This is a genomic window from Caulobacter endophyticus (genome assembly GCF_029543245.1).
Classification (GTDB): Bacteria; Pseudomonadota; Alphaproteobacteria; order Caulobacterales; family Caulobacteraceae; genus Caulobacter; species Caulobacter endophyticus_A.
Genome location: NZ_JARQWV010000006.1, coordinates 15,517 through 39,561, shown reverse-complemented (window position 1 = coordinate 39,561; position 24,045 = coordinate 15,517). Strand labels below are relative to the sequence as shown.

The following is a 24,045-nucleotide window of genomic DNA, read 5'->3' as shown; positions in this document are numbered from 1 at the left end:
AGCTATTTAGCCCCTTCTGGGCACACCTTCGACGCAGCGTTGCGCGTGTCGTCGCGACGCCGTTGGGGACGGAATCACGCCGCCCGCGAGTCGGGAGTGATTCCTTCAGCGCGACCGCTTGTCGCCGCTTTCGGTCCAGAACCGCCGCATCCGGGCGACGACCTCGGCCGGCGGCGGATTTTTCCAGCCGGCGGCGCGGGCTTCGGGCGGCGGCCAGGCGCTGGTCAGGACCATCTGGCGCGTCCGCTTGGCGTCGGGACCGCCGGGTATGGCCCAGCCGGCTTTCTTCAGGGTCTCGAGCACGCGGGGGCGGGCGGCCTGCTCCTCGGGCTCGCCGGGACGCATGGGGCCCGCCAGCACAGTTCCGACTGTCTCGCCGTTGCTGCCGACGGTCCAGGGATCGGCGCCCTTTTCCAGCAACAGGCCGGCGATGCGGAAGTTCTGCTGTTCCACCGCCAGCCGCAGGGGCGTGGCGCCGGAGGCGTCGTGGTCGTCGACCTTCGCGCCGTGCTGAAGCAGCAGCCGCACCGCGCCCAGCGAGTTGAGGCCGATCGCGGCCTTCAGCGGCCAGTAGGCCTCGCGCCGCTGCGGACTGGCGCCGGCGGCCAGCAGTTGCGTCGCGAAGGCGGGATCGGTGGCGCGGAGGGCCAGGCTCAGCGGAACGGCGTCGGCGGCTCCGTCGGGCGGAACGCCGAGATCCAGCAGGGCGGCGACCATCGGCTTGTCGCAGCGGGCGATGGCCAGGCTGAGCAGGTCGCCGTTCGAGCCGCCGCGCGTGGTCTTCAGCGCCGGATCGGCGCGCAGGCGGCGCTGGACCTCGCCGACGTCGCCCTTCAGCACGGCGGCCATCACATCACGACCGGCCTGGCCGTGGTCGGCGGCGGCCAGGGCGGCGCGGCTGTCGGGCAGGGCGGTTCCGCCCACGAAGCAGGCGGCGAGCGCGGCGTCCGTCATCATCACCATCGAAGCCGCCAGGGCGGCGATTGCTGCGGTGCGGGTCACGGACCTCAGTTGGCCGCCGCGCGATAGGCCGCGTCAAGGCTGGACGACAGCCAGGCCTGGCCGTGCAGGTCGCCCAGCGAGGCGTCGCCCGCCGACTGGCCCTCGGGGCCGACCGGCGTCAGCACGTGCCGTTCGCCATAGGCCGGCGGAGCATCGGCGAACAGGCCGCCCAGGATCGCGCCGGGAATGCCGCCGAGCAGGCCCCCCAGGCCCGCGCCCAGCCAGCGGTCGCCGCCGTCCTGCACGCGGCTCAGGGGATCGCCGTCCAGGTAATAGGCGTCGACCTGCGGAGCCGCCGCGCCGCCGGCCCGGGCGGCCTCCAGCGTGTCCTCATGCAGGCCCGCGGCGTTGAAGGTGTCGGCCGGCAGGCCCGAAGCCACCGCCGCCGCCGAGGCCAGGCCCCCGCCCAGCGAGTGGCCGGTCAGGGTGACGTCCTCGCCGGCGGTGCGCAGGCGCTCGCCGATCACCAGGGCCTTGTCGTAGTGGCCGGAGTCCAGCCCCAGCCCCTGCTGGAAATTGTTGCGCCAGTCCTCGGCGTTCTGGCTGCCGCGGAAGGCCACGACATAGTCGCCCTGGGCGTCGACATAGACCCGGGCGCGGAAGCTCGAACCCGGCTCCTCCAGGTCGGTGGCGTCCAGGCCCAGGCGGGCCAGGTCGTCGGAACTCGCCACCTCCCAGCCGGCGGGCGGGTTGGGCGTGTCGTTATAGACGTCGGCGGCCAGGGCCATGTGCACCCGGGCCTCGGCCAGTTCGGCCGACTTGCCCCCGCCGGCCGCGACCGCCGAGATCCGTACGTCGGCCTGGGCCGTGGTCGCGATCGCCGGGCGGGAGGCGGGCGCGTCCCACTCGGCCGCCACCCGGGCGTCGACCCCGACCTGGGCTGCGGTGCTGGTGTCGAAGCGCTCGCTTGTCGCGCTGATCCCGGATCCGCCCTCGATACGCATGGCCTGTCCCTCGGCGTCCTCGTCAGGACGAGGATGCTGCGCGCCACGGTGCGAGGGGGATAGCTGGGGAATTCCCTAGTGCGCGGCGAGCGGATCGCGCGAGTCGGCCAAGGTGATCCGGGCGCCGTCATGCAAGCCTGAACGGAGGCGACGATCCATCCTGGCGGTCTTGTCTTGGCAGGAGGATCGCCCATGTCCGCGAACGTCGAAGCGTCGTCGAAGAAGCTGGCCCATCTGGGGGCGCCGTGGGAAGACGCCTACGGCTACGCCCAGGCCGTCCTGGTCGGCGACACGATCCATGTTTCGGGCCAGCTCAGCCACGACGAGGCCGGCGCCCTGATCGCCCCGGCCGAACTCGACGAGGCCGGCAAGCCCCGAGATTTCTCGACGATGGAGCGGCAGATGCAGGCGACCTACGCCAACGCCGCCAGGGTGCTGGCCCAGTTCGGAGCCTCGCTGGACAACGTGGTCGAGGAAACCCTCTATGTGCTGGACGTGGACGCCGCCTTCGCCGTCGCCGGCCAGGTGCGCCGCCAGGCCTACGGCGCCGAGAGGCCGCGCTGCGCCAGCAACCTCATCGGCGTCTCGCGCCTGGCGTTCCCCCAGCAGCTGATCGAGATTTCGTTCAAGGCGGTGCTGGGGGCCGGTTGAGCGGATCCTAAGCCGCCGCGTAGTCGTACTTCAGGTCGAAGGCGCCGTCCGACTTCAGCGAGAACACCGCCTTCGACCAGGGTTCGTGGGCGCTCGACGCCGTCAGGCGGTGCAGGTTCCGCAGCGCCTTCGATACGGTGTAGTCCAGCTTGCGTACGTCCAGGTCGGTCACGCCGCCGGCGGCCCTGGTGTAGTCGCCCGTCAGGCCCACCGAGCCGTCGACGACGTCGATGTTCAGGCGGATCTCCGACCAGGGCTCGGCCACGCTGTCGGCCAGGGCCTGGCCGACGTGGCGGTAGATGCCTTCGGGGCTGTCGATGTCGGCCATGGAATCCTCCGGGAGGCGTAGAGGCTAAATCTAGTCGTTGAAGAAGGTGCGGGTCGAGGGCTTGCCGTCGATGACGTACTCCACCCTGAACGCGTCGGGCCGCTTGGAGTCGCCTTCGAACACCGCCTTGATGTCGACGTCGACCTGCTTGCCCTCCTTCAGGGCGGCGGCCCACTCGTTCTCCATCACCTTCCAGCCGCTCTTGTTCAGCGTGCCGTCCATGGCGTGGTAGTTGATCTGTTCGCCGGGGCCGTTGAAGATCGCCGCGATCAGGTGGCCGCCCTCGTCGCCGTCGACCCCATCCTTGATGCCGCCTTCCTGGCCCGCCTTGGTCTGCTGGTAGCCGTTGCGGTCGGCGTGCTTCAGGTCGAGCGTCCCGGTCACCTGCTCCACGCGGCCGCTGGCGTCGGTGGAATAGGTGTAGCGGCCGCTGACCACATAGTCGGTATTGGGCGCCAGCTCGCCATTCAGCTTGGCGTTCCAGCCGCCCTTGGCGCCTTGGTCCAGCTCGACGCGCGGGCGGGCGGAGAGAGCCTCGTCCAGCTTGCGGCTGGCGGTCTCCAGCGTCTGGCGGGCGCTGTCGGGCAGCTTGTCCAGCGGCAGGGCGTCGATCGCGCCCTTCAGCTTTTCCAGCGCCGGCTTGGCGGCGGCGGCGAAGGCGCTGTCGACCTTGGCCAGGTCTGCGGCCTTGCTCACCGTCTCGGCCCATTTGCCAAGCTTGCCCAGCTTGGCCGCGTCGCCGATGTAGGGAACCATGCTGACGGCCGACAGGCCCGCGCCCAGGAAGTCGCCGCGGAACAGCGAGATCACCCCGTTGACGCCGTCCGAGATCGGGGTCGGATCGAACAGGCCCGCCACGTCCAGGGCCATCTGGCCAAGGTCGAGGATAAGTTCCTGCTTCTGGGCCGCTGTGGCGGCGTCCATGTCGTCGGCCAGGCGCTTGTGGTCGGCGGGCGACAGGTCGGCCTCGATCTCCGCGCGCAGGCTCTGGGCCTTGGCCGGATCGGACTTGGCGATCTCGGAAAGCTGGCCGGCCAGCTCGCTGGTGTTCAGCTGCCCGCCGGTGCGGCTGGCCGCCAGCAGGCCGGACGCCTCGGCGGAGACGCTGGCGGCGCTGGATGCGACGCGACTGGAGGCCCCGATGGACTCGGCTGCGTTCAGTCCGGACATGGATGCCTCCGTTGCGCCTCGACTGGCGCGACGATGGCCGGGGGCAGGGGGCGTCGATAGCTGGGAGCGTCCCTAGCTAGGGATAACCCTAGTTATGCGGGCGGCGGGCCGGGAATAGCGTCTTCCTCAGGAAAGCGTCCGTACCAGGAGTGCCCGATGACCGCCGTGTCCCTCAACACCCAGTCATCCGTGTCAGGCTCAGGCGGCGGGCGCTCGAGCGACTATGTCGTACAGTCGGGCGACACCCTGTCGGCCATCGCCGACAGGCACGGCGTCTCGCTGGACGCGCTGATCCGCGCCAATCCGCAGATCACCAATCCCAACGTCATCCGGCCCGGCCAGGAAGTGACCGTGCCGACGGGGGCGGCGGCCGAGCCGCGCAGCTACACCGTCGAGGCGGGCGACAACCTTTCGAGCATCGGCGCCGAGTTCGGCGTCTCCTGGCAGTCGATCGCCCAGGCCAACCGGCTGTCGAACCCCAACCTGATCAATGTCGGCCAGGAACTGCTGATCCCCGGCGGCGGCGCGGCCGCGCGTCCGGCGCCGGCCACGACCGACGCGGTCCCGAGCTCGCCGACCACCACGGGCCAGGCCACGGGCGTTCTGCCTTCGACGAAGGGCATGAGCGAGGCCCAGAAGTACGAGCTCTATTCGGGTTACGTGAACGCCTATGGCGACGCTCAGGCCAAGGCGGATCTGGCGGCCGGCAAGCAGGTGATCCTGGGCCTGCGCACCGAGACCAGCCTGAACGCCAACGGCGGCAAGGGCGCCTATGACGACCGGATCGTCGTCCTGCAGAAGGGCGGCAAGGTTCAGGAGTTCGCGGCCAACACCGAACCCTCGGCCCAATACGACGGCCGCTATGGATCCGACTTCAACGGCGACGGCCGCAAGGAGCTTGGCCGCATCGCCGAAGGCACGGTCACCTTCCAGAAGAGCACCAGCTCGAGCCTGGGCAATGTGCTGCGTCCGACCGAAAGCCACGCTATCCAGCGCGACACCAACCATGACGGCCGCATCGACGACGCCGACGCCAAGGGCAAGGGCGTCAGCACCGACAACTCGTTCCTGTTCCACGCTGGCGGCAACAGCAACACCGGCTCGGCCGGCTGCCAGACGCTGAAGCCCGGCGACTTCCAGGCGTTCTGGAACGGCCTGGGCGGCCAGAAGGCCTTCAACTACGTGCTCGTGAACGTCGACCGGCAGGGGCCGCCCGGCGGCGCGACCACCACGACGCAGACCTCGGCGTCGAGCGACGCGCGCATCGGCGCCCTGTCGGAGCAGTACGAGACCGGCGGGCGCGGTCCCGGCACGGTGTCGAGCGGCGCCGGCGATCCCGGCGGCGTCTCCTACGGCACCTACCAGCTGGCGGGCAATCGCGGCCGGCCGCAGCAGTTCCTGGCCGCCGAGGGCCGCCAGTGGGCCGCCGAGTTCGGCGGGGCCTCGCCCGGCTCGGCCAGCTTCACCGCCACCTGGAAGGCGATCGCCGCCCGCGAGCCGGAAAAGTTCGAGGCCGCCCAGCACGACTACATCCAGCGCACCCACTACCAGGTGCAGCTCGACACGGTCAGCAACGCCACGGGCCTGGATCTTTCGACCCGCTCGGCGGCGATCCGCGACGTGGTCTGGTCCACCTCCGTGCAGCACGGGCCCGAGACCGGCGCCATCGTCAAGGCGATGGCCAAGGTGGAAGGGCAGGGGCTCTCGCCCGCCGACGGCAAGGCCTATGACCGCGCCCTGATCAACGCCATCTATGACGAGCGCGGCAAGCGCAACGACGCCGGCCAGCTGGCCTATTTCACCAGCGCCTCGGCCGCCGTGCAGGTCTCGGTCGCCAACCGCTTCGCCAGCGAACGCCAGGACGCCCTGGCCATGCTGGGCCAATGAGAACCGCCGCGGCGGGCCGGCGTTGAGCAGAGAGACGCCAGGACCGCTCCGGATCACCCGACGATGAAGTTTGCTCCCCCAACCCTCATCGCCCTCGCGCTGGCCGTTGCCGGTTGTGAGCGACCGGCGGCGGCCGATCCCCCCCTACCCATGGCCGCCGCCGGCACCGCTGAAGCGCCCACGCAGGGACCGGCGGGAAAGTACGTGATGAGCGGGCAGCGTCGCGGCCTTCTGACCCTGACGCCCAAGGGCGAGGTCTGGCGTGTCAGCCTGTCGGGCGGCGCCCTGTCCGACGGAGCGGCCACGGCGGCCGACTGCGAGCTCGAGGCCGAGGGCGTGCTGAAGGACGGCCGTATCGAGGCGCGGGTGGTGCCCTTCGAAGGGACGAACATCAGCCTCAGCGCCGCCGACCTGGCGGCGCGGCCCGCAACGGCGCGGGTGACCCTCGATGCGGAGACGGCGAGCGTGAGCACCGACTTCCAGGGCTGCGGCGTCGGCGCGGATCTTTCCGGCCGCTATGTGCGCCAGGCGCCGGGCGCGATCTCGGAAGGCGACCGCGTCGCCGACCTGTCGGCGGCCCTGCCGGACGCCCGCCTGACCATACTCGATGGCTATCCCTGGGCCCGCTTCGCGATCGAGCGGGGCGGCAAGCGGCTGGCGGTGGTGCAGTTCGACGGCGAGAACGAGGAGCTGGCCGACGGCCGCAACAGCCAGCAGGCGATCGGCGCCCAGCTTGGCTGGGGCGCGCTGAAGCCGGCCCTGCGGGTCGTCAAGGTCGAGGGAGGCGCGTCGTGATCCGTCCCGTCGAGCGCGCTTCGGGCGCCGACCTTTCCACCTGGACCCCGTCGACCACGGCGGCGCGGGCCGGGGTGGCGCGGCTGGCGATCGAGGCCATGGCCACCGTCGCCGGCGCGGCGCTGGTGGATCCTCTGCGCGGCGGCGATCGCGGCCAGGCCGCCGCTTTCGTCTGGGCCGAGCACGGCCAGTCGAGCATGGCCCAGGTGGGCGCTGACCTGCGGATCCTGGCGGCCCAGAGCGGTCAGTCGGTGGCCGGCCGGCTTTCGGCCACCTCGCCGGTCGACGCCGGCCGCATCGAGCGGGTGCTGGCCGACTTCGCCCGCGAACTGCGCGCCCAGGCCGCCGAAAAGCCGCACCTGACGCCCTCGGCCATCGTCGAGCCGCTGCTGCGTTCGGTCGCCGCCGGCCTCCAGCGCGAGCCGGCCCCCGGCACGGCGCGCAGCGATGTCGTCGAGCAGTTCGTGCGGATCATCGACGGCGCGACCGCCGAGTTGAAGACAGCCTAGCCCTTGGCGAAGCCGCGCTCGGTCAGTCGCAGCCGGCGCAGGTCGACGCCCATCTCGCCCTTGAAGCGCGCCACCGCAGCGTCGCCCAGCCGCTGCAAGGCGGCCTGGTCGCCTCGTTTCAGCGCGTCCACATAGGCCGCCTGCTGAACCAGGAAGTTCAGCATCAGCACCTCGGCGAACTCCTGGCGCTGGGCTTCGCTCAGGCGCGCATAGGCCGGATTGGAAGTCATGATCACCCGCACCTGGTCGCGGACCGCCAGGGTCTGGGCGCGGTTGTTGTCGCCGCGATTGGCGATCATCCAGTTCAGCACCCAGTAGCCGGCCAGGGCGTCGGCGGCGTCGCCGGGGCGAAGGCCGTCGGCGGCGACCAACTGGGCCCAGTTGCGCACCGGATCGCGCGCCTGCATGGCGGCGGCGACCTTGCGGCCGCCTTCGGCGCCGGCCTGGCGGGTCATGTGCTGGGCGAACTGCGCGCGGACCTTGGCGCTGACCTGCGGCGAGGGACGATAGGCGGTCGACACCGCCTGGCCGGCCGCCGCGGCCCTGGGCTTGGCTGGTCCATTACCCCTGATGCCGAGATTCCGCTCGCGCAGGTCGTCCATCACCGTGCGGTGCATCTCCTGCAGCATCAGGCCTTCGAACGGGGCGGGGATGTCCTGGGCGAAGGCGGGCGTGGCCAGGGCGACGCATGCCGCCAGCGCGACGGCCAGCCGGGCGCTCAAGCCTTGCGCTCCGGCGTCGCCGCGCCGTCGTCGGTGCGGGTCAGGTTGGCGAGCGCCGCGGCGGGGCGGTCCTGCTTGTTGTGGACCGCCAGGGTCACGTCCATCCAGGCCTGCCCGCGCATCTGGCTCCACCACTCGTCGTGGACGGCGGCCTGGAAGTCGCCGTTGACCCGTTCCGAGCGGGTCTCGACCACGGGATCGGCCACCGTGTCGGCGGTGTCCTCCACGACGCCCACCGTGTCGTCGACCACTCTGCCGACGCCGTCCAGCAGGCCGCCCAGGCCCTTGGCCAGCAGCGCGCCTTCAAGCGCGCCGCGCTGGGCGGGCGGCAGGCCTTTCAGCGCCTCCGCGGTCTGCGCCGGACCGGTGGCGGCGAAGGCCGCGGCGTCCACTTCGCCGGTTCGCTGGAAGCGATCGACGGCCTCATCCAGGCGGCCGGGGCGCGGCGCGGGACCAGTGGCGGCGCGGGCGGCGGCGGAAGGGTCTTGCACGATCATGGCCGGGGCCTCCTCGAGTGCAGCCTGCGCCAGCGCCCACGCCGCCGCTATTGGGGTTTTCCCGAGCGGGGATCAGCGCACGAAGCCGGCCTCGGTCAGCTTCAGCTGCCGCAGGTCGATGCTCATCTCATTGCGGAAGCGGGCCACGGCGGCCTCCGACAGCTGGCGGCTGAGGGTGGTGTTCTTCTTGGCGTTGGCGTCGGAGAAGGCCGAGCCCTGGGCCACGAAGTTCAGCATGAACACCTCGGCCATCTCCTGCTTGCCGGCGTCGTCGAGGCGGGCGAAGGCGGGGTTCGAACCCAGGGCCTGCGAGACCTGGCCGCGCACGCCCTGCACCTGGGCGCGGTTGGCGAAGGGCACGTTGTTGGCGATCTGCCAGTTCTGCACCCAGTAGGCGGTCATGGCGTCGGCCACGTCGCCTCGACGCAGGCCGTCGACCGCCACGTGCTTTTCCCAGGCGCCCAGCAGGTCCTTCTGCTGCACGGCCTGGCGCAGGCGGTCGCCGTTGGTCGGGTCGCGCTTGGCGACGAAGTCGGCGAACTGGCCGCGCACGCGGGTCGAGACGGCGGGGGAGGGGCGATAGCGCGTGCTGACGGCCGCGGCGTTGCGCTGCTGGGCCGACAGGCTGGCGCCGGGCATGGGCCGGGCGGGGGTGGAGCGGGTGCGGCCGCCGCGCTGCACCGTCGAGCCCAGCACGTTGTTCATCTGGCCCACCGACATCATCGACGAACCGAAGTCCATGTACTGGGTGCCGATGCTGGAGAAGTCCTGCGCCGCGGCCGGCAGGCCGATCATCAGGGCGATGGCGCTGAGCGCGGGAACGAGGCGGCGGTTCATCCGGTGTGCTCCACTGTTTTTCCAACCCTGACGTGCAATATTGACAAGAAAACGACAGGCGGCCAGATGGCCGCCTGTCTTTTCTACTGTCGAGCTTAAGCTTAACCCTTGCGGGCGAGGGTCGAGCCGGCTTCGCCGATGGACTTGATCGAGTTGTTCAGGGCCTGGCTGACCATGTTCATCTCCTGGCCCAGGGCCTGGATCTCGGCGGTCAGCTGGCCGTACTTGGAGTCCTTGGAGTCCAGGCCGCCCAGTTCGTCGGTCTTGGCCTTCATCTGACCCATCTTGCCGTCCATCACCTTGCCGAGAGCCTTGGCGAGGGCGACCAGGAAGCTGTCGCCCTTGGTCGACTTGCCCTCGCCGCCGTCGCGGACGCTTTCCAGGATCGAGTTGGTCCAGCTCTGGGCCACGTCCTCGGCGGTGCGCTGCAGGTCGCCCTGCTCGGCCGGGCTGAAGCCGAAGGTGTCGGCCGCGCCCTGGACCGCTTCGGTCAGGCTCTGGGCCGCGCCGCCCGGATTGCCGGTGGCGGCCTGGAACACGCCCTGGGCCAGGTCGATCACGCCCTGCGGCAGACCCAGTTGCTGGCCGACCTGCTGGATTACCTGGCTGGCGACCGAGCTGATGATCTGCTGGAAGATCGACTGGAAGGCCAGCGAGGTGCCGCCGGTGAGCGCCGCCAGGGCGACGGTGCTGAACAGGCTGCCGATGTTGAGACCGCCGCCGCTGAAGATGCCGGACATGTTTCGAACTCCGCGATTTGAAATCTTGCTGTCCTCGGTCCCGCGTTCATCGCTGCGACCTGACGCCGCAAGACAACCATCGCGGGTCGATCGTCAGTAGTCGGGTCGTTCCCTAGCTAGGGTTTTCCCTATCAGCCGACGCATGGCGGCCGAGGGCTGGGCCGCGCGCATCCGGGCCTCGTCGGCGGCGCGGGCCTCGGCGGCGATCTCTTCGGGCGAGCGGGTCCGGCGGTCGAGCACGGTGATCTGGCCGGCGGTGACGCCCAGCAGGAACACCTCGTCGCGATAGGCCACCAGGGTCAGTCGCTCGCGCTGGCCCACCGGCAGGGCCCGCAAATAGCGGATCTGGTCGTCGCTGGCTGGTCCCGCCTGCACCCGCTTGAGCAGCTTCAGCGAGAAGAAGGCCAGGCCCAGCACGATGGCCAGGGCGATGGCGACGGTCAGCAGGTCGAGGATGGCGCTCACGAGGGCTCCAGGTCAGGGCAGGGGCGGGAAGGTCGGGCCGGGCGGCGGCCCTTCGGGCGGTTCTTCGTCGGCGGCTCTGGCCTGCTCGTCCTTCAGCCTGCGGGCCCAGAGGATCACCTCGGCCACGGCGGCGAACAGGTCCTGGGGCACGATGTCGTCGATGGCGGCCTTGTCGCGCAGGGCGCGGGCCAGCTCGACATTGCGGATGATCGGCACGCCGGCTTCCTCGGCCGCCTCGCGCATGGTCTGGGCGATCGGCCCTTCGCCCTTGCCCAGCAGCACTGGGGCGGCGTGTTCGGCCGGGTCGTAGGCCAGGGCGCAGGCGATGTGGGTGGGGTTCACCACCAGCACCGAGGCGTCGCGCGCGGCCTGGGCGGCGTTCTGCTGCGCCCACTCCTGGTGCAGCTGCCGCCGGTGGGCCTTCACGTGCGGATCGCCCTCGGAATCCTTCATCTCCTGGCGGATGTCGCGCCGGCTCATCCGCATCTTCTTGGTGAAGCTGTGGCGCTGGTAGGCCAGGTCCAGCAGCGACACGAAGACGAACAGCACCACCGTTCCGGCCAGCAGCTTGAAGGTGAGGCCGCCATAGGCCGACAGCGCGCCGTCGGCCTCGCCGGAGGGCAGGGCCATCAACTGGTCGAACGACAGCGCCACGACGATCCAGGTAAACACGCCCAGCAGCAGGGTCTTGGCCAGCGACTTGGCCACCTCGAACAGGTTGTCGAGGCTGAACATGCGCTTGAGCCCCTCGCCGGGGTTCATGTGCGACATCTTCGGGCTCATCTTCTCGAAGGTGAAGACCGGGCCCACCTGGCCGAACTCGGCCAGCATGCCGAAGATCGCCACGGGTACGAAGGTGATCGCCGTCAGCAGGACGAAGGCCTTGCCGGCGGCCGCGCCGGCGATCGGCCAGGCCTCGGCGAATGGCCTGTCCATCACCGCGAACACCTCGTCGAAGAGGCCGCCCAGCCGGTCGAAGGCGAAGCCCGCCGTCATCGCCCCCAGCAGCAGCCAGACCCCGAGCACGGCGGTCGAGGTCAGGTCCTTGGACTTGGGAACGTCGCCCTTCTTGCGGGCGTCCGACAGCCGCTTGGGTGTCGGCTTCTCCGTCTTGTCTCCGCCGTCGTTCTTTTCAGCCATAGCGTGTGTTCTGGCGTCATCGCGAAGGGCGTCGGACGTTCGCCGACCGGTGAGATGCCGACAATGGCGCCAATCGTGGCGAAAAAGCGGCGAGCTTAGCCATAGTAGTAGTTAAGCTGAGCCATAGAATTTGTTGTCCGGTAAGCAGTATACTGAGTATGAAAATTGTTTTAACTCCGAGGTTGACAGGATTGATGCGCCAAAGTTAGCTTTTGAATGGGTAGTATGCACAGGCGGGGCGCTGCATAGAGGGACAAATTTATGCGCAAGTTCCGCGTGGTGGCGTCGAGCGTGTGTTTAGTCTTATTTTCTTCAAGTCCAGTGTTCGCATATGAATGCGTGACTGCCGACGGCTTGAAGTTCAGCAGCGCTCTCCCGATCAATGAAAAGTTCTCGCTGGCGCGCATAGATTGCGTTGAGGAAACACAACCGACGGGGGTGTCCGAACAGCTCCGTCTCTATGACGGCCCCCAGGTGGCGACCGCCGTTATCTCGGCTGGACGTGTCGCGGCGGCGCCGGTCGTCATCGCAAGGGGCGCTCGCGGACCGGCCCTCTACGCGCCCCTCGTGGCCGCCGCCGGCCGCGACTTCGACATCGATCCCGACCTGCTGCAGGCGGTCATGCACGTGGAATCCCGGGCCAATCCGGGAGCGATCTCGCCCAAGGGCGCGCGGGGGCTGATGCAGATCATGCCCGCCACCGCCAAGCGCTTCGGGGTGCGCGATCCGGACGTCGAGCTGGGCGACCCGATGGTCAACATCCGCACCGGCGCGGCCTACCTCAAGACCCTGCAGGGCCATTTCGGCAACGACCTGGAACTGGTGCTGGCGGCCTACAACGCCGGCGAGGGGGCCGTCATCAAGTACGGCCGCAAGATCCCGCCCTATCGCGAGACGCAAGGGTACGTCGCCAGCGTCCTCGACCGCTATCGCGGCCTGGTTTCAGCCCGCGGCGGCTTCTGAGGACCATTTCCCCATGAGCGTCGAAGGCTATCTCAAGCGCCTGCAAAGGCGTCCGCGCCAGGGCGTCATGGCGCGCTTCAGCGACCTGTTCCTGGTGGCCGGCGTCGTGGCGATCGTCGCCCTGATGATCCTGCCGCTGCCGGCCCTGGCGCTCGACGCGCTGGTGGCGGTCAACATCTGCTTCGGCGTCATGCTGCTGCTGGTGGCGATCTATATCTCAACGATCGTCGAGTTCTCGGTGTTCCCGAGCCTGCTGCTGATCACCACCCTCTACCGGCTGGCCCTGTCGATCGCCACGACCCGGATGATCCTGATCGAGGGCCACGCCGGGCACATCATCGACACCTTCGGCACCATGGTCGCCGGCGGCAATCTGGTGGTCGGCCTGGTGGTGTTCCTGATCATCACCGTCGTGCAGTTCATCGTCATCGCCAAGGGCGCCGAGCGGGTGGCCGAGGTGGCCGCGCGCTTCAGCCTCGACGCCATGCCGGGCAAGCAGCTGTCGATCGACAGCGACCTGCGCTCGGGCATGATCGACAAGGACGAGGCCAAGCGCCGCCGGCGCGTGCTGGAGATGGAGAGCAAGCTCCACGGCAGCCTCGACGGCGCGATGAAGTTCGTCAAAGGCGACGCCATCGCCAGCATCATCATCGTGGTCATCAACCTGCTGGGCGGCCTGGCCATCGGCATGCTGCAACAGGGCCTCGACTTCGGCTCGGCGATCCACAAGTACTCGATCCTGACCATCGGCGACGGCATGGTCACCCAGATCCCGGCGCTGCTGGGCGCCATGGCCGCCGGCCTGATCGTCACCCGCACCACTGACGAAGACAGCGAGACCCACCTGGGCGACGCCATGCGCCGTCAGTTCGCGGCCAAGCCCCGGGTGTTCCTGGTGGCCGGCGGCATCTGCTGGCTGATGGCCCTGGTGCCCGGCTTCCCGGTGATCGTGTTCCTGCTGCTGGGCGGCGTGGCCATCGTCACCGGCGCCCTGGTCGACGCCGACATCCGCGCCCGGGTCACCCGCAAGATCGCGCCGGGTCGCGCCGCCGCCGAAGAGGCCAAGGCCTCGCCGGCCGCCGCCCGCACCAAGGTCACCGAGACCCAGCCGGTGGTGCCGCTGCTGCTGGAACTCGACGGCGAGGCCGTGCGCCGCCACGAGGCCGCCGTCATGACCCGGGGCCTGGAGGAGGTGCTGGAAGAGTTCGAGCTGCGCCTTGGCGTCGCTTTGCCGCGCGCCTCGTTCCATTACGGCGAGGGGGGCGGTGCGCCGCGCTGGCGGCTGCTGGCCTTCGAGGCCCCGATCGGCGCCGGCGAACTGGCCCATCCGGCTGATCTTTCGGAACTTCAGGACGCCGTGCGCCAGGCCTTGCGCCGCAACGCCGGCCTGTTCGTCGGCATCCAGGAGGCCAGCAACCTCCTGACCCGGGCCGGCGGCGAATACCCCGAGGTGGTCAAGGAAGCCGCCCGCGCCCTGCCTCTGGCCCGCATCGCCGAGGTCATGCGCCGCCTGGCCGAGGAAGAGGTGCCGCTGCGCAATCAGCGCGACATCCTTGAGGCCCTGGCCGACGCCGGCCAGCGCGAGAAGGATCCGCTGGCCCTGACCGAGTTCGCCCGCGTCGCCCTGCGCCGCCAGATCAGCCACCGCTACGCTCCCGACGGCGAGCTGCGGGCGGTCGTGCTCGAGCCGGCGCTGGAACAGCACCTGCGCGAGGCCATCCGCACCGGCGGCGGCGCCCAGCAACTGGCGCTGGATCCGGAGATGAGCCGCCGCGTCACTGACGCCCTGCTGGCCAAGGTCGAGGAGACGGGGGCCACCGTCGTCCTGGCCGCCATCGACCTGCGCCGACACGTGCGCAAGCTGATCGAGGCCCGCGCCTTCGACCTGGGCGTCCTGTCCTTCCACGAACTGCTGCCGACCCTGCGGCTGGACGTGGCCGGCCGCGTGGCCTTCCCGCGCGAGCCCCTGACCGTAGTGCCCAACGATCCCGACCCGCCGCCGCCCGCGTCCGCGGCCGCCTGAACCCGGAGACAGAATGTCGCTTCCGAAGGATAGAACTGCTGTTCGCCGCGCCGCCCGGATGGGCGTGGCCGCGGCGGTCGCCGCCGCCCTGGCCGCGACAGCGCCTCAGGGGCATGCGGGCGAGGTCCCGCTGGGCGCCCGCAGCGTCGACCTGACCGCGCGCGAACAGCCGATCGCCCAGTTCCTGCAGAACTTCTACAACCAGATCGGCGTGCCGGTGGTGATCTCCTCGCAGGTCACCGGCACCATCAACGGCGTGTTCCGCGGCCCGGCCGCCAAGATCGACGCCGACATCGCCAAGGCCTTCGACCTCGTCACCTATTACGACGGTGGGGCGGCGTATGTTTACACCGCCGCCCAGCTGTCCAGCCGCAGCTTCCCGATCTCGGGCTCGGCCTCGCGGCGGGTGGACCGGGCGGCCCGGCAGCTGGGTCTGCTCGACAACCGCAACACCCTGCGCACCACCGGCGACATGCTGGTGGCCACCGGTGCGCCACGCTTTCTCCAGCAGGTCGACGAGCTGGCCCGAGGCGGCGTCCAGGCCGAAGCCGCGTCGCCGACCCTGCAATATCGCGTCTTCTACCTGCGCTACGGCTGGGCCGACGACGTGAACCTGACGGTCGGCGCCAAGCAGGTGACCATCCCCGGCGTGGCCTCGATCATCCGCTCGCTGGTCAGCTCCGATCCCAACGAGCGGGCCGGGGCGGCCGCCCGCAGCGAGACCCCGATCCCCGCCGCCGTCCAGGGCCTGCGCGGCCAGGGCCTGGCGACGCTGGGCACGCCCAACGCCGGCGGCGCTTTCTACGGCGGCCAGGAGACCCTGGGCACGCCGCTGGCCAACGAGCAGACCGGCGTCTACTCGCCGCAGAATCCCGTCCGCGTGCAGGCCGACACCCGCCTCAACGCCGTCATCGTCCGCGACGTGGCCGAGCGCATGTCGGCCTATGAGGAACTCGTCCGCGCGCTGGACGTCGAGCCGCAGCTGCTCGAGGTCGAGGCGGCGATCATCGACATCGACACCACCAAGGCCCGCGACCTGGGCGTCAACTGGCGCTTCGACGACGGCAACGGCGGCATCCAGTTCGGGCGTGGTCCCGATGCGCCGGCCGGCCTTGAGGACGGCAACCTGGTGCGCGGCAATACCTCGCCCAAGTCGGCGACCGGCCTGGTGGCTTCGACCATCATCGGCAACGGCGACTACTTCGCCGCCCGCCTCAACGCCCTGGAGACCGAAGGCGTGGCCCGTGTCGTGTCGCGGCCGCAGATCGTCACCCTGTCGAACGTCGAGGCCGTGTTCGAGAACAGCCGCGACTTCTACGTCCGTCTGGCCGGCGAGCGCGACGTCGACCTCTTCAACGTCACGGCCGGCACCACCCTGCGCGTCACCCCGCACGTCACCCGCGACGGGACCCAGACCCGCATCCGCATGCTTGTGACCATCGAGGACGGCTCGCTGACCAACGCCAGCGTCGACAACATCCCCGTTGTCCGCCGCGCCGCGCTCAACACCCAGGCCCTGATCCAGGAAGGCCAGAGCCTGCTGCTGGGCGGCATGACCGTGCAGTCCGACACCACCGGCGCTCAGAAGATCCCGGTGCTGGGCAACATCCCGGTGCTGGGCAACCTGTTCAAGGTGCAGTCGCGCAGCAGCGGCCGCATCGAGCGGATGTTCCTGATCACCCCGCGCCTGGCCTCGATCGCCGCGCCGCGCTCCACCACGCCGGCCGGCCTGCGCTACGACGCGCCGGCCTCGGGCTTCGAGAGCGCCCCGCTGCCGGCGGCGCCGACCCTGCCGTCCAACCGCAAGCCCGCCAAGGTCGCCCCCGGGGCGCCCGCCCAGATGCTGCCGCCCGCGCCCGCGGCCGCGCAGCCGCCCTACGGCACGATGAAACCCATCCCCAATCCGAGCTAGGCCCATGACCGATCAAGCCCTGCTGTCCGACGAACCGACCGAAATCCCCGCCGCCACGCCGTCCGAGGCGCTGGTCGTCAGGGTGCTGTCCGGCCGCGTGGCCGGCGCCGTCCTGCCGCTGCCGGCCGGCGAAAGCGCCGAGCTCGGCCACGGCTTCGACGCCGACATCGTTCTGCGCGATCCCAGCGCCAAGGGCGTGCGCGTGCGCCTGACCGCCGGCGAGGAGGCCGCCGAGATCGAGGTCGTCTCCGGCCAGGTCGAGATGCTCGGCCATCGGCTGGAGGCGCCGGCCCGCGCGGTGCTGCCCTGCTACGTGCCGCTGATCGTCGGCGACAACGCCCTGGCCCTGGGCGTCGAGGAAAGCCCCCGCTGGCGCGAGGCCGAACGGCTGCTGGCCGCTTCCGTTCAAGGCGAGGCCGCCGCGCCGTCGGAGGAGGAGGGCGGCGATCTCTTCGAAGATGGCCGCAGCCTGCTGCGCCGCACGCTTGATCGCGGCGTCCAGGTGGTGGGCTCGACGCCGCACCTCGTGCCGGCCCTGGTGTTCGGCGCGGCCCTGGCCTGCGTCACTTACGCCGTCGCCAACGTGCCCCGGTTCGGCGGCCAGGAGGCCAGCCCCTCCAAGGTCCACGCCCTGCTGCGCCAGGAAGGCTACGGCGCCCTGGCCGTGCAGCCCGAGGCAGACGGCAAGCTGGTGATCGCCGGCGTGCTCAACCGCGACGCCGAGAAGGCCCGCCTGGCCCGCCTGGTCAGCTCCCGCGAGCTGCCCGCCCGCGTCGAGGTCGTGACCAGCGAGGGCCTGGCCCAGAACGTCGAGGACGTCTTCCAGGCCAACGGCCTGGCCGCCACCGCCCGTCCCAACGGCCTGGGCCGCGTCCAGGTGCAGGTCACCGGTTCCTCCGACGAGGTCGCCAAGGTCGAGAAGATCGCCCTGCACGACGTCAAGGGCCTGCGCGACCTCGACGTGGCCCGCGCGGCCGGCGGCGACCGCTTCGGCGCCGTCTTCGACCAGGGCCCCGGCAAGCGCGTGGTGGCGGTGGTCGGCGGCGAGGCCGGCTACGTCGCCACCGCCGACGGCGCCCGCTACTTCGCCGGCTCCACCCTGCCCACGGGCGACCGCATCGTCGGCGTCGAGAGCCAGGCCGTCGTCGTCGAGAAAGACGGCGCGACCACCCGCCTGATGTTCTGAAAATCCAACGAGATACGAGGAGAAGCGATCATGTCCGACAGCAGCATTTCCGGTTTCGGCAGCACGGGCGTCGCGCCCAGCCTGCTGGGGTCCAACAACAAGAACCGCCCCGGCAGCTGGTTCGAAGCCATGGCCCATGCCTGGGGCCAGGTGCTCGACCAGCAGGCCGTTCGGATCACCGAGCTTTCCGACCAGATCGGCCCCGGCGGCGAGGACAAGCCCTCGGTCATGGCCCAGCTGACCGCCGAGAGCCTGCGGATGAATTTCATGGCCAACTCGGAATCCACCTCGGTCGACAGCGTCGGCCGCGCCCTCGAAACCATGGCCCGCAAGAACTAAGCGCGTCTTTCAGGAGAGGACGCCATGTCCTTCGATCCCGTTTCGGCCGCCGCCCTGGCCATGCCCCAGGAAGCCGCGTCCCAGGTGGCCCAGGTCGGCTACGGCGCCAGCCTCACCGACGCCGTCCAGTTCCAGAACGCCCTGCACACCGCCGGCGCCTCGCAGGTGGCGGGGCTCGGCGGCCCCGAAGCCCTGGCCCCGGCCATGAAGGGCGTCTTCAACCAGCTGGAGTTCGTCAACAGCCAGGCCTCGAACCTGGCCGCTCACGCCAAGGCCGCCGAGGCCAAGGGCGCGGCGATCACCCCCGGCGAGATGATCGGCCTGACCGTCCAGTGCCACGAGTTCATGTTCAACTGCCAGCTGACCTCGAACATCGCCAACCGCACGTCCGACGGCCTGCAGCAGCTGTTCCGGCAGCAAGCCTAGGGTGACGGCCATGCGCAAGATCCTGCCGGCCGTGCTCGTGGCCGCCGCTCTGGGCCTTACGGCCTGCGCCGAGAAGGAGCTCTACGGCGGGCTCACCGAGCGCGAGGCCAACGAGATGGTCGCCGTGCTCCAGAACGCCAATGTCGCCGCCTCCAAGAGCAGCAAGGACGGCAAGGTCTGGGCGCTGAAGACCCGCGCCGAGCAGTTCTCGTCGGCCGTCGCCGTGCTGCACGACCAGGGCTATCCGCGCGACAAGTTCGAGAGCCTGGGCGAGGTCTTCAAGAAGGAGGGCTTCGTCTCCTCGCCGATGGAGCAGCGGGCGCGGCTGATGTACGGCCTGTCCCAGGAGCTCAGCCAGACCATCTCGTCGATCGATGGCGTGGTGCAGGCCCGCGTGCACATCGCCGTGCCCGAGGCCGATCCGCTGGCCGAGCAGCAGAAGCCGTCCTCGGCCTCGGTGTTCATCCGCCACAATCCCGACGTTGACCTCTCCGGCCAGGTGGGCTCGATCAAGGCCCTGGTCACCAACTCGATCGAGGGCCTGCCCTACGACAAGGTGACGGTGGTGATGTTCCCGGCCAAGCCGGTGATGGTGGCGGCCCCGGCCTCGCCGATCCGCTCCTTCACCATGCCGGCCGTCGCCATCCTCGCCGCCATCGGCGGGGTGGGGGCCTATGTCTTCAGCCGCACCAGCCGAGGCAAGCCGCGCCGCAAGCTGAAGACCCTGGCCGAGCCGGGGACGCCCGCCGCATGAACGCCCGCGCCGACCGCCGTCGCCTGGTCGACCAGGCCCGCCTGCTGGGCGTGATCGGCTTTCCCGCGCCGGTCGGTCCGCGCGCAGCGCGGCTGGCGCGGCGGTTGAGCGGGCGCGCCGACACCCCGCTGGCCTTCGCCGACATCGCCGCCGCGCCTGACTGGGCCGCCTGGCCGGCCGAGCGCCGCGCGCGCCTGGCCGACTTCGCCGCCGCCGCCGCCTGCACCGAGATCCTGCGCCGCACGATCGACGGCAAGCGCCTGGCCCGCGTCGCCCGCCGTATCGGCGAGCCGGCCCTGGACGCGGTCCTGGCCTCGCCGCCGGGCCTGGTGGCGACGATCCCGCAGGCGCAAGGCGCGCTGGGCGACGACGTGGCCTTTTCCGCCCTGGGCGCCGGCGTGCTGCTGGCCGAAGTCGGGCGCCGTCCCGCCGCGCTCGCCCGTCTTTCCGAACTGTTCGAGGTCGCCCCGCTGGCGATCGATCCCGACCGGGGCCTTGGCGCGGCGCATGCCGGGCGGGGGCTCTTCATGGCCTTCGAGGCCGGCGCCCTGGAGGCCGCCGCATGACCTATCTGCTCCTCTCCTCCGGTCCCTCGGGCGCGCTGCTGACCGACCAGCCGGTGATCCGCCGCGAGGATGTCGGCGCCGTGCGCGACGCGGCCGAGCTGACCGCCGCCCTCGACGCCCTGCGCCAGGCGACCCGCGAGGCCGCCCTGCGCGACGGCTTCGCCCAGGGCCACGCCGAGGGAACCGCCGCCGCGGCCCGCGAGACCGCCCAGGTGCTGGCCAGCATCCACGCCGCCCTGCAGGTCGAGCGCGACCGCCTGCGCGCCAGCGCCGGCGCCCTGGCGCTTGACATCGTCCGCCGCATCGCCGCGGGCCTGGCCCCCGACGAGGTGCTGGCCGCCCTGGCCGAACAGGCCGCCCGCGATCTCCTGCCCGAAGAGCCGATCCGCGTCCGCGTCGCGCCCGACGCCGCCGGCGCGGTCACCCGCCGCCTGTGGTCGATCGACGCCCGCATCGAGGTGGTGGCCGACGCCGACGTGGCGGCCGGCGACTGCGTGCTCGACACCCCCTCGGGCCGCACCCACGCCGGGCTCGAAACCCAGCTTCGGGCCCTGGAGGCGGTGTTCGACGTCCCGGCCGGCGAGGCCGCGGCATGAGCTTCGACGCGCCCCCTTCGGAACGCTCGAGCGACGAGCGCCTGCGCGACGCGCTGCGCGGCGCCCGCACGGTCGAGCGGCGCGGCCGCGTCGCCCAGGCCTTCGGCACCACCGTGCGCGCCACGGGCCTGGACGTGCGCATCGGCCAGGAATGCGAGATCGTCGACCGCGCCGGCGGCAATGTCGTGAAAGCCCAGGTCGTCGGCCTCGACGGCGGGGCGGCGATCCTGACCCCGCTGTCGCGCCTGGAGGGCGTGGCCGTCGACGCCGAGGTGGTGGCTGGTCCGCGCCGTAGCGAGATCGGGGTGGGAGAGGGGCTCTTGGGCCGCGTGCTCGACGCCCATGGCGAGCCGCTCGACGGCCTTGGCCCGATCACCGGCCCGCTGCGGCCGTTCCCCGTCTATGGCGAGGCCCCCAATCCGCTGGCCCGCCCGCCGATCGCCCGGCCGTTCGCGACCGGGGTGCGCTGCGTCGACGCCCTGCTGACCACCGGCGAGGGCCAGCGCGTGGGCCTCTTCGCCATGGCCGGCGGCGGTAAGTCGACCTTGCTGGGCATGTTCGCCCGCCACGCCCGCAGCGACGTCAACGTCATCGCCCTGATCGGCGAGCGCGGCCGCGAGGTGCGCGAGTTCCTCGACGACTGCCTGGGCCCCGAGGGCCTTGCCCGCTCGGTGGTCATCGTCTCGACCTCCGACCGCCCGGCCATGGAGCGGGTGCGCGCCGCCCATGTCGCCACCGCCATCGCCGAGGGGTTCCGGGCGGAAGGCCGCCGCGTGATGCTCCAGATGGACAGCGTCACCCGCTTCGCCCGCGCCCTGCGCGAGATCGGCCTGTCGGTGGGCGAGCCGGCCGTGCGCCGGGGCTTTCCGCCGTCGGTCTTCGCTGAGCTGCCGCGCCTGTTCGAGCGGGCCGGCGCGATCGAGGGCGGGGCGATCACCGCCTTCTACACCGTGCTGATCGAGGACGAGGAGGGCGGGGATCCGGTGGGCGAGGAGGTCCGCTCGATCCTCGACGGCCATATCTACCTGTCTCGCAAGCTGGGCCAGGCCGGCCACTATCCGGCCATCGACGTCGCCGCCAGCCTCAGCCGCGTCTATCCCCGCGTCGCCGGTTCCGAGCAGCAGGCCGCCGCCGCCAGGGTGCGCGGCTGGATGGCCAAGTACGCCGAGATCGAGTTCCTGCTTCAGATCGGCGAGTACAAGACGGGCGGCGATCTGCTGGCCGACGAGGCCATCGCCCGCCGGCCGCGCATCACCGAGCTGCTGCGCCAGGGCGCGCACGACGCCGTCGCCTTCGACGAGGCGCTTTCCAGCCTGATGGAGACCGCCGCATGACCGCCCGCGCCCAGGTCCAGGCCCTCGTTCCGGTGGTCAAGCTGCGTGAACGCCGCGTCGAGAAGGCCATGCGCGAGGCCGCCGAGGCCCGCCGCGCGGTCGCGCTCGCCGTCGAAGCGCTGGAGGCTCGGGATCGGCTCATCGCCGCCCACGATGTCGCAAAGACCCGGCTCGACGACTGGTTCGCCGGCGGCCTGTCGGGCGCGGCCCATCTGGTCGAGTCCGCCCTGGCCCGGCGCGAAGCCGTCGCGCTCGCCCGCGACGCCGAACAGCGGCTGCGCGACCAGGAGGCCGTGGCGCTGGACCTGGCCCGCGAGGACCTGACCGCCGCCATCCAGGCCCTGGCCCGCGCCCAGGGCCGCTTCGACGCCATGAACGGCCGCCTCGACCACGCCCGCGCCCTGGTCGCCGCCGACCGCGAGGCTCGCGAGCAGCTCGAGATCGAGGACGCCGGCGCCTTCAGGAGCTTCCGATGACCACCATCCGCGACAACGCCGCCGCTGATCGTCCGAACAGCCCGAGCCCGCGTGGTTCGAGCGAGCCGCCCACGCCCTGGCGCGGGTCGGAGTTCCAGGCCCTGTTGCAGCAGGCCGCCGAGCGTCGCGAGCCTCTGTCCCGCCAGACCGGCCGCACCGAACGCGACAAGGAAACCGAGCGCGACGAGGACGACGGCAAGGTCGACCTCTCGGCCCTGCTGGGCCCGGCCCGCGACTTCCAGGACGTGACAGGCGGTCAGGAGGCCACGGGCGTCGACGCCCTGTCGGCCCTGACCAGGTCCGGCGGCAATGCCCTCGAAGCGCCCGTGTCGTCGCCCGGCGCGACCGTGGCCGACATCGAGGCCTTCACCGCCGCCATGGACAAGGCCTGGCTGGCCTCCGGCGGCGACCGCAAGGCGCTGGCCCTGGGAGTGGCCGACAAGGCCTCGCTGCTGACCGGCCTTGGCCTGTCGCGCGCCCCCGACGGCGCCATTTCCCTGACCCTGGCGGCGCGGCCGGACGCCACGCCCGAGGTGACCAAGGCCCTGGAAGCCCTGCGCAAGCGCCTGGAAGTGCGCGGCCTGACGCTCGCGGATCTCTTCGTGGAAGCCGACGACGGCCTGGACCCGGAAAGCCTGATCCGGAGGGTGCGTTGAGCGTCAGCCCCGCTATTCCCCATCTCCCGTCATTCCCGCCCTTGTGGCGGGAACCCCTCTGTCAGCCGCAAGAGCGGGTGGGGCGGCATGTCAAGCATGCCGCTTGCACTTCCCGTGGAAGCGGAACCAGGGGTTCCCGCCACAAGGGCGGGAATGACGGGATCAATGGGGAGGCCCTATCTGAACGGCAGCCCGAACCGCCCAACGCCCTGATCGGCCTCCGCCGCTCTGGCCACCGCCCGGGCCACCTCGGCGGGCGGATCACCGGCGGCCCAGCGCTCGGCCAGCACCTCGATCAGCCGGCGGCTCTGGGCGTTGTGCAGGCCCTCGGTCGGGTCGGCCGCGTCGGCGCGCAGCTTGTCGATGTAGAGCGCGCTCGCCTTGGGCGAGGCGCTGACCAGGTCCAGCAGGTAGGTCGCGGCCGTCTCGAAGGCCTCGGCGTCCAGCGGCGCGTCGGCGATGTCGCGCACCAGCCAGACGCACAGGAACTCCAACGGCCCGACCTTGCGGCTGTTGCTGAGCAAGGGGCCGCCGCCCAATCCGGAGAACCCGCCCGCGCCCCAGGCCGGCACGCGCGCGGCGGGCAGGCGGGCGGTCAGCAGGGCCTGGGCCAGCGCATCGGCGACCAGCGCCTTGACCTCCGGCTCGCCGAAATGGGCGACTGCCGCCAAGAGCTTGGCGAAGCCGGGATACAGCGCATCGCCCAGGTCGGTGCAGACGCGCTCCAGCACATCGACGCGGCGGTCCAGGGTCGGCTGGCCCCGCAGGCCCTCTACCAGCGCCTGGGCGGCGCCGAACCAGTCGGGCTCGGACTTGAGGATGCGGTCGGCGTTCACGCCGGAAAGCTAGCCTCAGAACAGGCCGTTGTCGCGGGTGTCGGTCAGGCGGTCGGCCACGGCGCGGGCGGTGTCGTCCAGATCGCGCGAGGCGCCCGAAAGGCCGATGCGGCCGTCATGGCGCGAGAAGCCGGAAAAGTCGCCGAAAACCTGGGCGCGCGAGGGCTCGCCGGCCGGGGAAATCCCGGAAAGACCGTGGCTCCAGACGCCGGAGACGGACGGGGCGTCGATACGGCTGGCGGACATGGCAAGCTCCTTCAGTCTCTCGATACGAAAGACAACGCGCGCCCG

The 24,045-nt window shown here is 71.1% G+C and carries 28 protein-coding genes; 16 read left to right on the top strand and 12 right to left on the bottom strand.

Translation table 11 applies throughout. The features are described 5' to 3' along the window. Positions 1 to 105 precede the first annotated feature (105 nt). Complete coding sequence (locus tag P7A99_RS07320) at positions 106 to 1,002, bottom strand: ankyrin repeat domain-containing protein (RefSeq protein ID WP_277793255.1); 897 nt, start codon at positions 1,000 to 1,002, stop codon at positions 106 to 108. A gap of 5 nt (positions 1,003 to 1,007) precedes the next feature. Continuing rightward, positions 1,008 to 1,946 carry an Mbeg1-like protein gene (locus tag P7A99_RS07315; RefSeq protein WP_277793254.1) on the bottom strand — a complete coding sequence of 313 codons (939 nt, stop codon included), beginning with the start codon at positions 1,944 to 1,946 and terminating at the stop codon, positions 1,008 to 1,010. A 192-nt stretch (positions 1,947 to 2,138) separates the two neighbouring features. Between P7A99_RS07315 and P7A99_RS07310 the strand changes: the two genes are divergently transcribed. Then, positions 2,139 to 2,597 carry a Rid family hydrolase gene (locus P7A99_RS07310; RefSeq protein ID WP_277793253.1) on the top strand — a complete coding sequence of 153 codons (459 nt, stop codon included), beginning with the start codon at positions 2,139 to 2,141 and terminating at the stop codon, positions 2,595 to 2,597. 7 nt (positions 2,598 to 2,604) lie between these two features. Here P7A99_RS07310 and P7A99_RS07305 read toward each other — a convergent pair whose 3' ends face one another. Further along, on the bottom strand, positions 2,605 to 2,925 hold the full coding sequence (locus tag P7A99_RS07305; protein ID WP_277793252.1) for a hypothetical protein: 321 nt from the start codon (positions 2,923 to 2,925) through the stop codon (positions 2,605 to 2,607). Positions 2,926 to 2,955: 30 nt separating this feature from the next. After that, entirely contained in the window at positions 2,956 to 4,095 is a 1,140-nt protein-coding gene (locus P7A99_RS07300) for a DNA/RNA non-specific endonuclease (protein ID WP_277793251.1), read from the bottom strand. 156 nt (positions 4,096 to 4,251) lie between these two features. On the opposite strand from P7A99_RS07300, the gene P7A99_RS07295 reads away from it, so the two are divergent. From P7A99_RS07295 to P7A99_RS07285, 3 genes are all read left to right on the top strand, one after another. Next, complete coding sequence (locus P7A99_RS07295; RefSeq protein ID WP_277793250.1) at positions 4,252 to 5,982, top strand: LysM peptidoglycan-binding domain-containing protein; 1,731 nt, start codon at positions 4,252 to 4,254, stop codon at positions 5,980 to 5,982. A gap of 207 nt (positions 5,983 to 6,189) precedes the next feature. Further along, positions 6,190 to 6,777, top strand: coding sequence for a hypothetical protein (locus tag P7A99_RS07290; protein ID WP_277793249.1), 588 nt, complete (start codon positions 6,190 to 6,192; stop codon positions 6,775 to 6,777). Next, a complete protein-coding gene (locus P7A99_RS07285; protein WP_277793248.1) occupies positions 6,774 to 7,286 on the top strand; it encodes a hypothetical protein in 513 nt (170 codons plus the stop codon). Before P7A99_RS07290 ends, P7A99_RS07285 begins: the two co-directional genes overlap by 4 nt. On the opposite strand, the gene P7A99_RS07280 is transcribed toward P7A99_RS07285, so the two are convergent. The 6 genes from P7A99_RS07280 to sctU all read right to left on the bottom strand — a co-directional run bounded on the left by P7A99_RS07280 (position 7,283) and on the right by sctU (position 11,687). Continuing rightward, positions 7,283 to 8,008: a DUF6683 family protein gene (locus P7A99_RS07280; protein WP_277793247.1), complete on the bottom strand. Its 726-nt coding sequence runs from the start codon at positions 8,006 to 8,008 to the stop codon at positions 7,283 to 7,285. The two genes, P7A99_RS07285 and P7A99_RS07280, sit on opposite strands and share 4 nt — an antisense overlap. Then, complete coding sequence (locus P7A99_RS07275) at positions 8,005 to 8,505, bottom strand: hypothetical protein (protein ID WP_277793246.1); 501 nt, start codon at positions 8,503 to 8,505, stop codon at positions 8,005 to 8,007. The genes P7A99_RS07280 and P7A99_RS07275 overlap by 4 nt, the downstream gene beginning before the upstream one ends. A gap of 72 nt (positions 8,506 to 8,577) precedes the next feature. Then, positions 8,578 to 9,342: a DUF6683 family protein gene (locus P7A99_RS07270; RefSeq protein ID WP_277793245.1), complete on the bottom strand. Its 765-nt coding sequence runs from the start codon at positions 9,340 to 9,342 to the stop codon at positions 8,578 to 8,580. 101 nt (positions 9,343 to 9,443) lie between these two features. After that, entirely contained in the window at positions 9,444 to 10,082 is a 639-nt protein-coding gene (locus P7A99_RS07265) for a hypothetical protein (RefSeq protein WP_101712222.1), read from the bottom strand. A gap of 93 nt (positions 10,083 to 10,175) precedes the next feature. Beyond that, positions 10,176 to 10,547 carry a flagellar biosynthetic protein FliO gene (gene fliO / locus P7A99_RS07260; RefSeq protein WP_101712223.1) on the bottom strand — a complete coding sequence of 124 codons (372 nt, stop codon included), beginning with the start codon at positions 10,545 to 10,547 and terminating at the stop codon, positions 10,176 to 10,178. Between the two features lie 12 nt (positions 10,548 to 10,559). Next, entirely contained in the window at positions 10,560 to 11,687 is a 1,128-nt protein-coding gene (gene sctU, locus P7A99_RS07255; RefSeq protein ID WP_277793244.1) for a type III secretion system export apparatus subunit SctU, read from the bottom strand. 438 nt (positions 11,688 to 12,125) lie between these two features. Between sctU and P7A99_RS07250 the strand changes: the two genes are divergently transcribed. The 12 genes from P7A99_RS07250 to P7A99_RS07195 are packed head-to-tail and all read left to right on the top strand — an operon-like array spanning position 12,126 to position 22,918. Then, positions 12,126 to 12,650 (top strand): lytic transglycosylase domain-containing protein, encoded by a 525-nt coding sequence (locus P7A99_RS07250; protein WP_277793243.1) that lies wholly within the window; start codon positions 12,126 to 12,128, stop codon positions 12,648 to 12,650. 13 nt (positions 12,651 to 12,663) lie between these two features. Then, positions 12,664 to 14,673, top strand: coding sequence for a flagellar biosynthesis protein FlhA (locus P7A99_RS07245; RefSeq protein WP_277793242.1), 2,010 nt, complete (start codon positions 12,664 to 12,666; stop codon positions 14,671 to 14,673). A 13-nt stretch (positions 14,674 to 14,686) separates the two neighbouring features. Further along, a complete protein-coding gene (gene sctC, locus P7A99_RS07240; RefSeq protein ID WP_277793241.1) occupies positions 14,687 to 16,585 on the top strand; it encodes a type III secretion system outer membrane ring subunit SctC in 1,899 nt (632 codons plus the stop codon). Positions 16,586 to 16,589: 4 nt separating this feature from the next. Next, complete coding sequence (locus P7A99_RS07235) at positions 16,590 to 17,771, top strand: SctD/MshK family protein (RefSeq protein WP_277793240.1); 1,182 nt, start codon at positions 16,590 to 16,592, stop codon at positions 17,769 to 17,771. 30 nt (positions 17,772 to 17,801) lie between these two features. After that, positions 17,802 to 18,110, top strand: a complete 309-nt coding sequence (locus tag P7A99_RS07230) for a hypothetical protein (protein WP_277793239.1) — start codon at positions 17,802 to 17,804, stop codon at positions 18,108 to 18,110. 24 nt (positions 18,111 to 18,134) lie between these two features. Further along, complete coding sequence (locus tag P7A99_RS07225; protein WP_277793238.1) at positions 18,135 to 18,536, top strand: hypothetical protein; 402 nt, start codon at positions 18,135 to 18,137, stop codon at positions 18,534 to 18,536. A gap of 10 nt (positions 18,537 to 18,546) precedes the next feature. Further along, positions 18,547 to 19,290, top strand: coding sequence for a type III secretion system inner membrane ring lipoprotein SctJ (gene sctJ / locus P7A99_RS07220; RefSeq protein WP_277793237.1), 744 nt, complete (start codon positions 18,547 to 18,549; stop codon positions 19,288 to 19,290). Then, a complete protein-coding gene (locus tag P7A99_RS07215; RefSeq protein WP_277793236.1) occupies positions 19,287 to 19,856 on the top strand; it encodes a hypothetical protein in 570 nt (189 codons plus the stop codon). Before sctJ ends, P7A99_RS07215 begins: the two co-directional genes overlap by 4 nt. Then, positions 19,853 to 20,452, top strand: a complete 600-nt coding sequence (locus P7A99_RS07210; protein ID WP_277793235.1) for a FliH/SctL family protein — start codon at positions 19,853 to 19,855, stop codon at positions 20,450 to 20,452. The genes P7A99_RS07215 and P7A99_RS07210 overlap by 4 nt, the downstream gene beginning before the upstream one ends. Then, positions 20,449 to 21,786 carry a FliI/YscN family ATPase gene (locus tag P7A99_RS07205; RefSeq protein ID WP_277793234.1) on the top strand — a complete coding sequence of 446 codons (1,338 nt, stop codon included), beginning with the start codon at positions 20,449 to 20,451 and terminating at the stop codon, positions 21,784 to 21,786. Before P7A99_RS07210 ends, P7A99_RS07205 begins: the two co-directional genes overlap by 4 nt. Continuing rightward, entirely contained in the window at positions 21,783 to 22,262 is a 480-nt protein-coding gene (locus P7A99_RS07200) for a hypothetical protein (protein WP_277793233.1), read from the top strand. Before P7A99_RS07205 ends, P7A99_RS07200 begins: the two co-directional genes overlap by 4 nt. Continuing rightward, on the top strand, positions 22,259 to 22,918 hold the full coding sequence (locus P7A99_RS07195) for a hypothetical protein (protein ID WP_277793232.1): 660 nt from the start codon (positions 22,259 to 22,261) through the stop codon (positions 22,916 to 22,918). The genes P7A99_RS07200 and P7A99_RS07195 overlap by 4 nt, the downstream gene beginning before the upstream one ends. A 176-nt stretch (positions 22,919 to 23,094) precedes the next feature. Here the strand turns inward: P7A99_RS07195 and P7A99_RS07190 are convergent, their stop codons facing one another. After that, positions 23,095 to 23,754, bottom strand: a complete 660-nt coding sequence (locus P7A99_RS07190) for a hypothetical protein (RefSeq protein ID WP_277793231.1) — start codon at positions 23,752 to 23,754, stop codon at positions 23,095 to 23,097. 15 nt (positions 23,755 to 23,769) lie between these two features. After that, the gene (locus P7A99_RS07185) at positions 23,770 to 24,000 is read right to left on the bottom strand and encodes a hypothetical protein (RefSeq protein ID WP_277793230.1); all 231 of its coding nucleotides are present in this window, start codon (positions 23,998 to 24,000) and stop codon (positions 23,770 to 23,772) included. Between the last annotated feature and the right edge of the window lie 45 nt (positions 24,001 to 24,045).

Bases quoted from the DNA above. Each gene is read 5' to 3' on its own strand.
- P7A99_RS07205 (WP_277793234.1), top strand. From the start codon at position 20,449: ATGAGCTTCGACGCGCCCCCTTCGGAACGCTCGAGCGACGAGCGCCTG.
- P7A99_RS07230 (WP_277793239.1), top strand. From the start codon at position 17,802: ATGTCCGACAGCAGCATTTCCGGTTTCGGCAGCACGGGCGTCGCGCCC.
- P7A99_RS07310 (WP_277793253.1), top strand. From the start codon at position 2,139: ATGTCCGCGAACGTCGAAGCGTCGTCGAAGAAGCTGGCCCATCTGGGG.
- P7A99_RS07195 (WP_277793232.1), top strand. From the start codon at position 22,259: ATGACCACCATCCGCGACAACGCCGCCGCTGATCGTCCGAACAGCCCG.
- P7A99_RS07215 (WP_277793236.1), top strand. From the start codon at position 19,287: ATGAACGCCCGCGCCGACCGCCGTCGCCTGGTCGACCAGGCCCGCCTG.
- sctJ (WP_277793237.1), top strand. From the start codon at position 18,547: ATGCGCAAGATCCTGCCGGCCGTGCTCGTGGCCGCCGCTCTGGGCCTT.
- P7A99_RS07275 (WP_277793246.1), bottom strand. From the start codon at position 8,505: ATGATCGTGCAAGACCCTTCCGCCGCCGCCCGCGCCGCCACTGGTCCC.
- P7A99_RS07245 (WP_277793242.1), top strand. From the start codon at position 12,664: ATGAGCGTCGAAGGCTATCTCAAGCGCCTGCAAAGGCGTCCGCGCCAG.
- P7A99_RS07210 (WP_277793235.1), top strand. From the start codon at position 19,853: ATGACCTATCTGCTCCTCTCCTCCGGTCCCTCGGGCGCGCTGCTGACC.
- P7A99_RS07225 (WP_277793238.1), top strand. From the start codon at position 18,135: ATGTCCTTCGATCCCGTTTCGGCCGCCGCCCTGGCCATGCCCCAGGAA.
- P7A99_RS07290 (WP_277793249.1), top strand. From the start codon at position 6,190: ATGAGCGGGCAGCGTCGCGGCCTTCTGACCCTGACGCCCAAGGGCGAG.
- sctU (WP_277793244.1), bottom strand. From the start codon at position 11,687: ATGGCTGAAAAGAACGACGGCGGAGACAAGACGGAGAAGCCGACACCC.
- P7A99_RS07300 (WP_277793251.1), bottom strand. From the start codon at position 4,095: ATGTCCGGACTGAACGCAGCCGAGTCCATCGGGGCCTCCAGTCGCGTC.
- P7A99_RS07235 (WP_277793240.1), top strand. From the start codon at position 16,590: ATGACCGATCAAGCCCTGCTGTCCGACGAACCGACCGAAATCCCCGCC.
- P7A99_RS07200 (WP_277793233.1), top strand. From the start codon at position 21,783: ATGACCGCCCGCGCCCAGGTCCAGGCCCTCGTTCCGGTGGTCAAGCTG.
- P7A99_RS07295 (WP_277793250.1), top strand. From the start codon at position 4,252: ATGACCGCCGTGTCCCTCAACACCCAGTCATCCGTGTCAGGCTCAGGC.
- P7A99_RS07265 (WP_101712222.1), bottom strand. From the start codon at position 10,082: ATGTCCGGCATCTTCAGCGGCGGCGGTCTCAACATCGGCAGCCTGTTC.
- P7A99_RS07305 (WP_277793252.1), bottom strand. From the start codon at position 2,925: ATGGCCGACATCGACAGCCCCGAAGGCATCTACCGCCACGTCGGCCAG.
- P7A99_RS07270 (WP_277793245.1), bottom strand. From the start codon at position 9,342: ATGAACCGCCGCCTCGTTCCCGCGCTCAGCGCCATCGCCCTGATGATC.
- P7A99_RS07315 (WP_277793254.1), bottom strand. From the start codon at position 1,946: ATGCGTATCGAGGGCGGATCCGGGATCAGCGCGACAAGCGAGCGCTTC.
- sctC (WP_277793241.1), top strand. From the start codon at position 14,687: ATGTCGCTTCCGAAGGATAGAACTGCTGTTCGCCGCGCCGCCCGGATG.
- P7A99_RS07185 (WP_277793230.1), bottom strand. From the start codon at position 24,000: ATGTCCGCCAGCCGTATCGACGCCCCGTCCGTCTCCGGCGTCTGGAGC.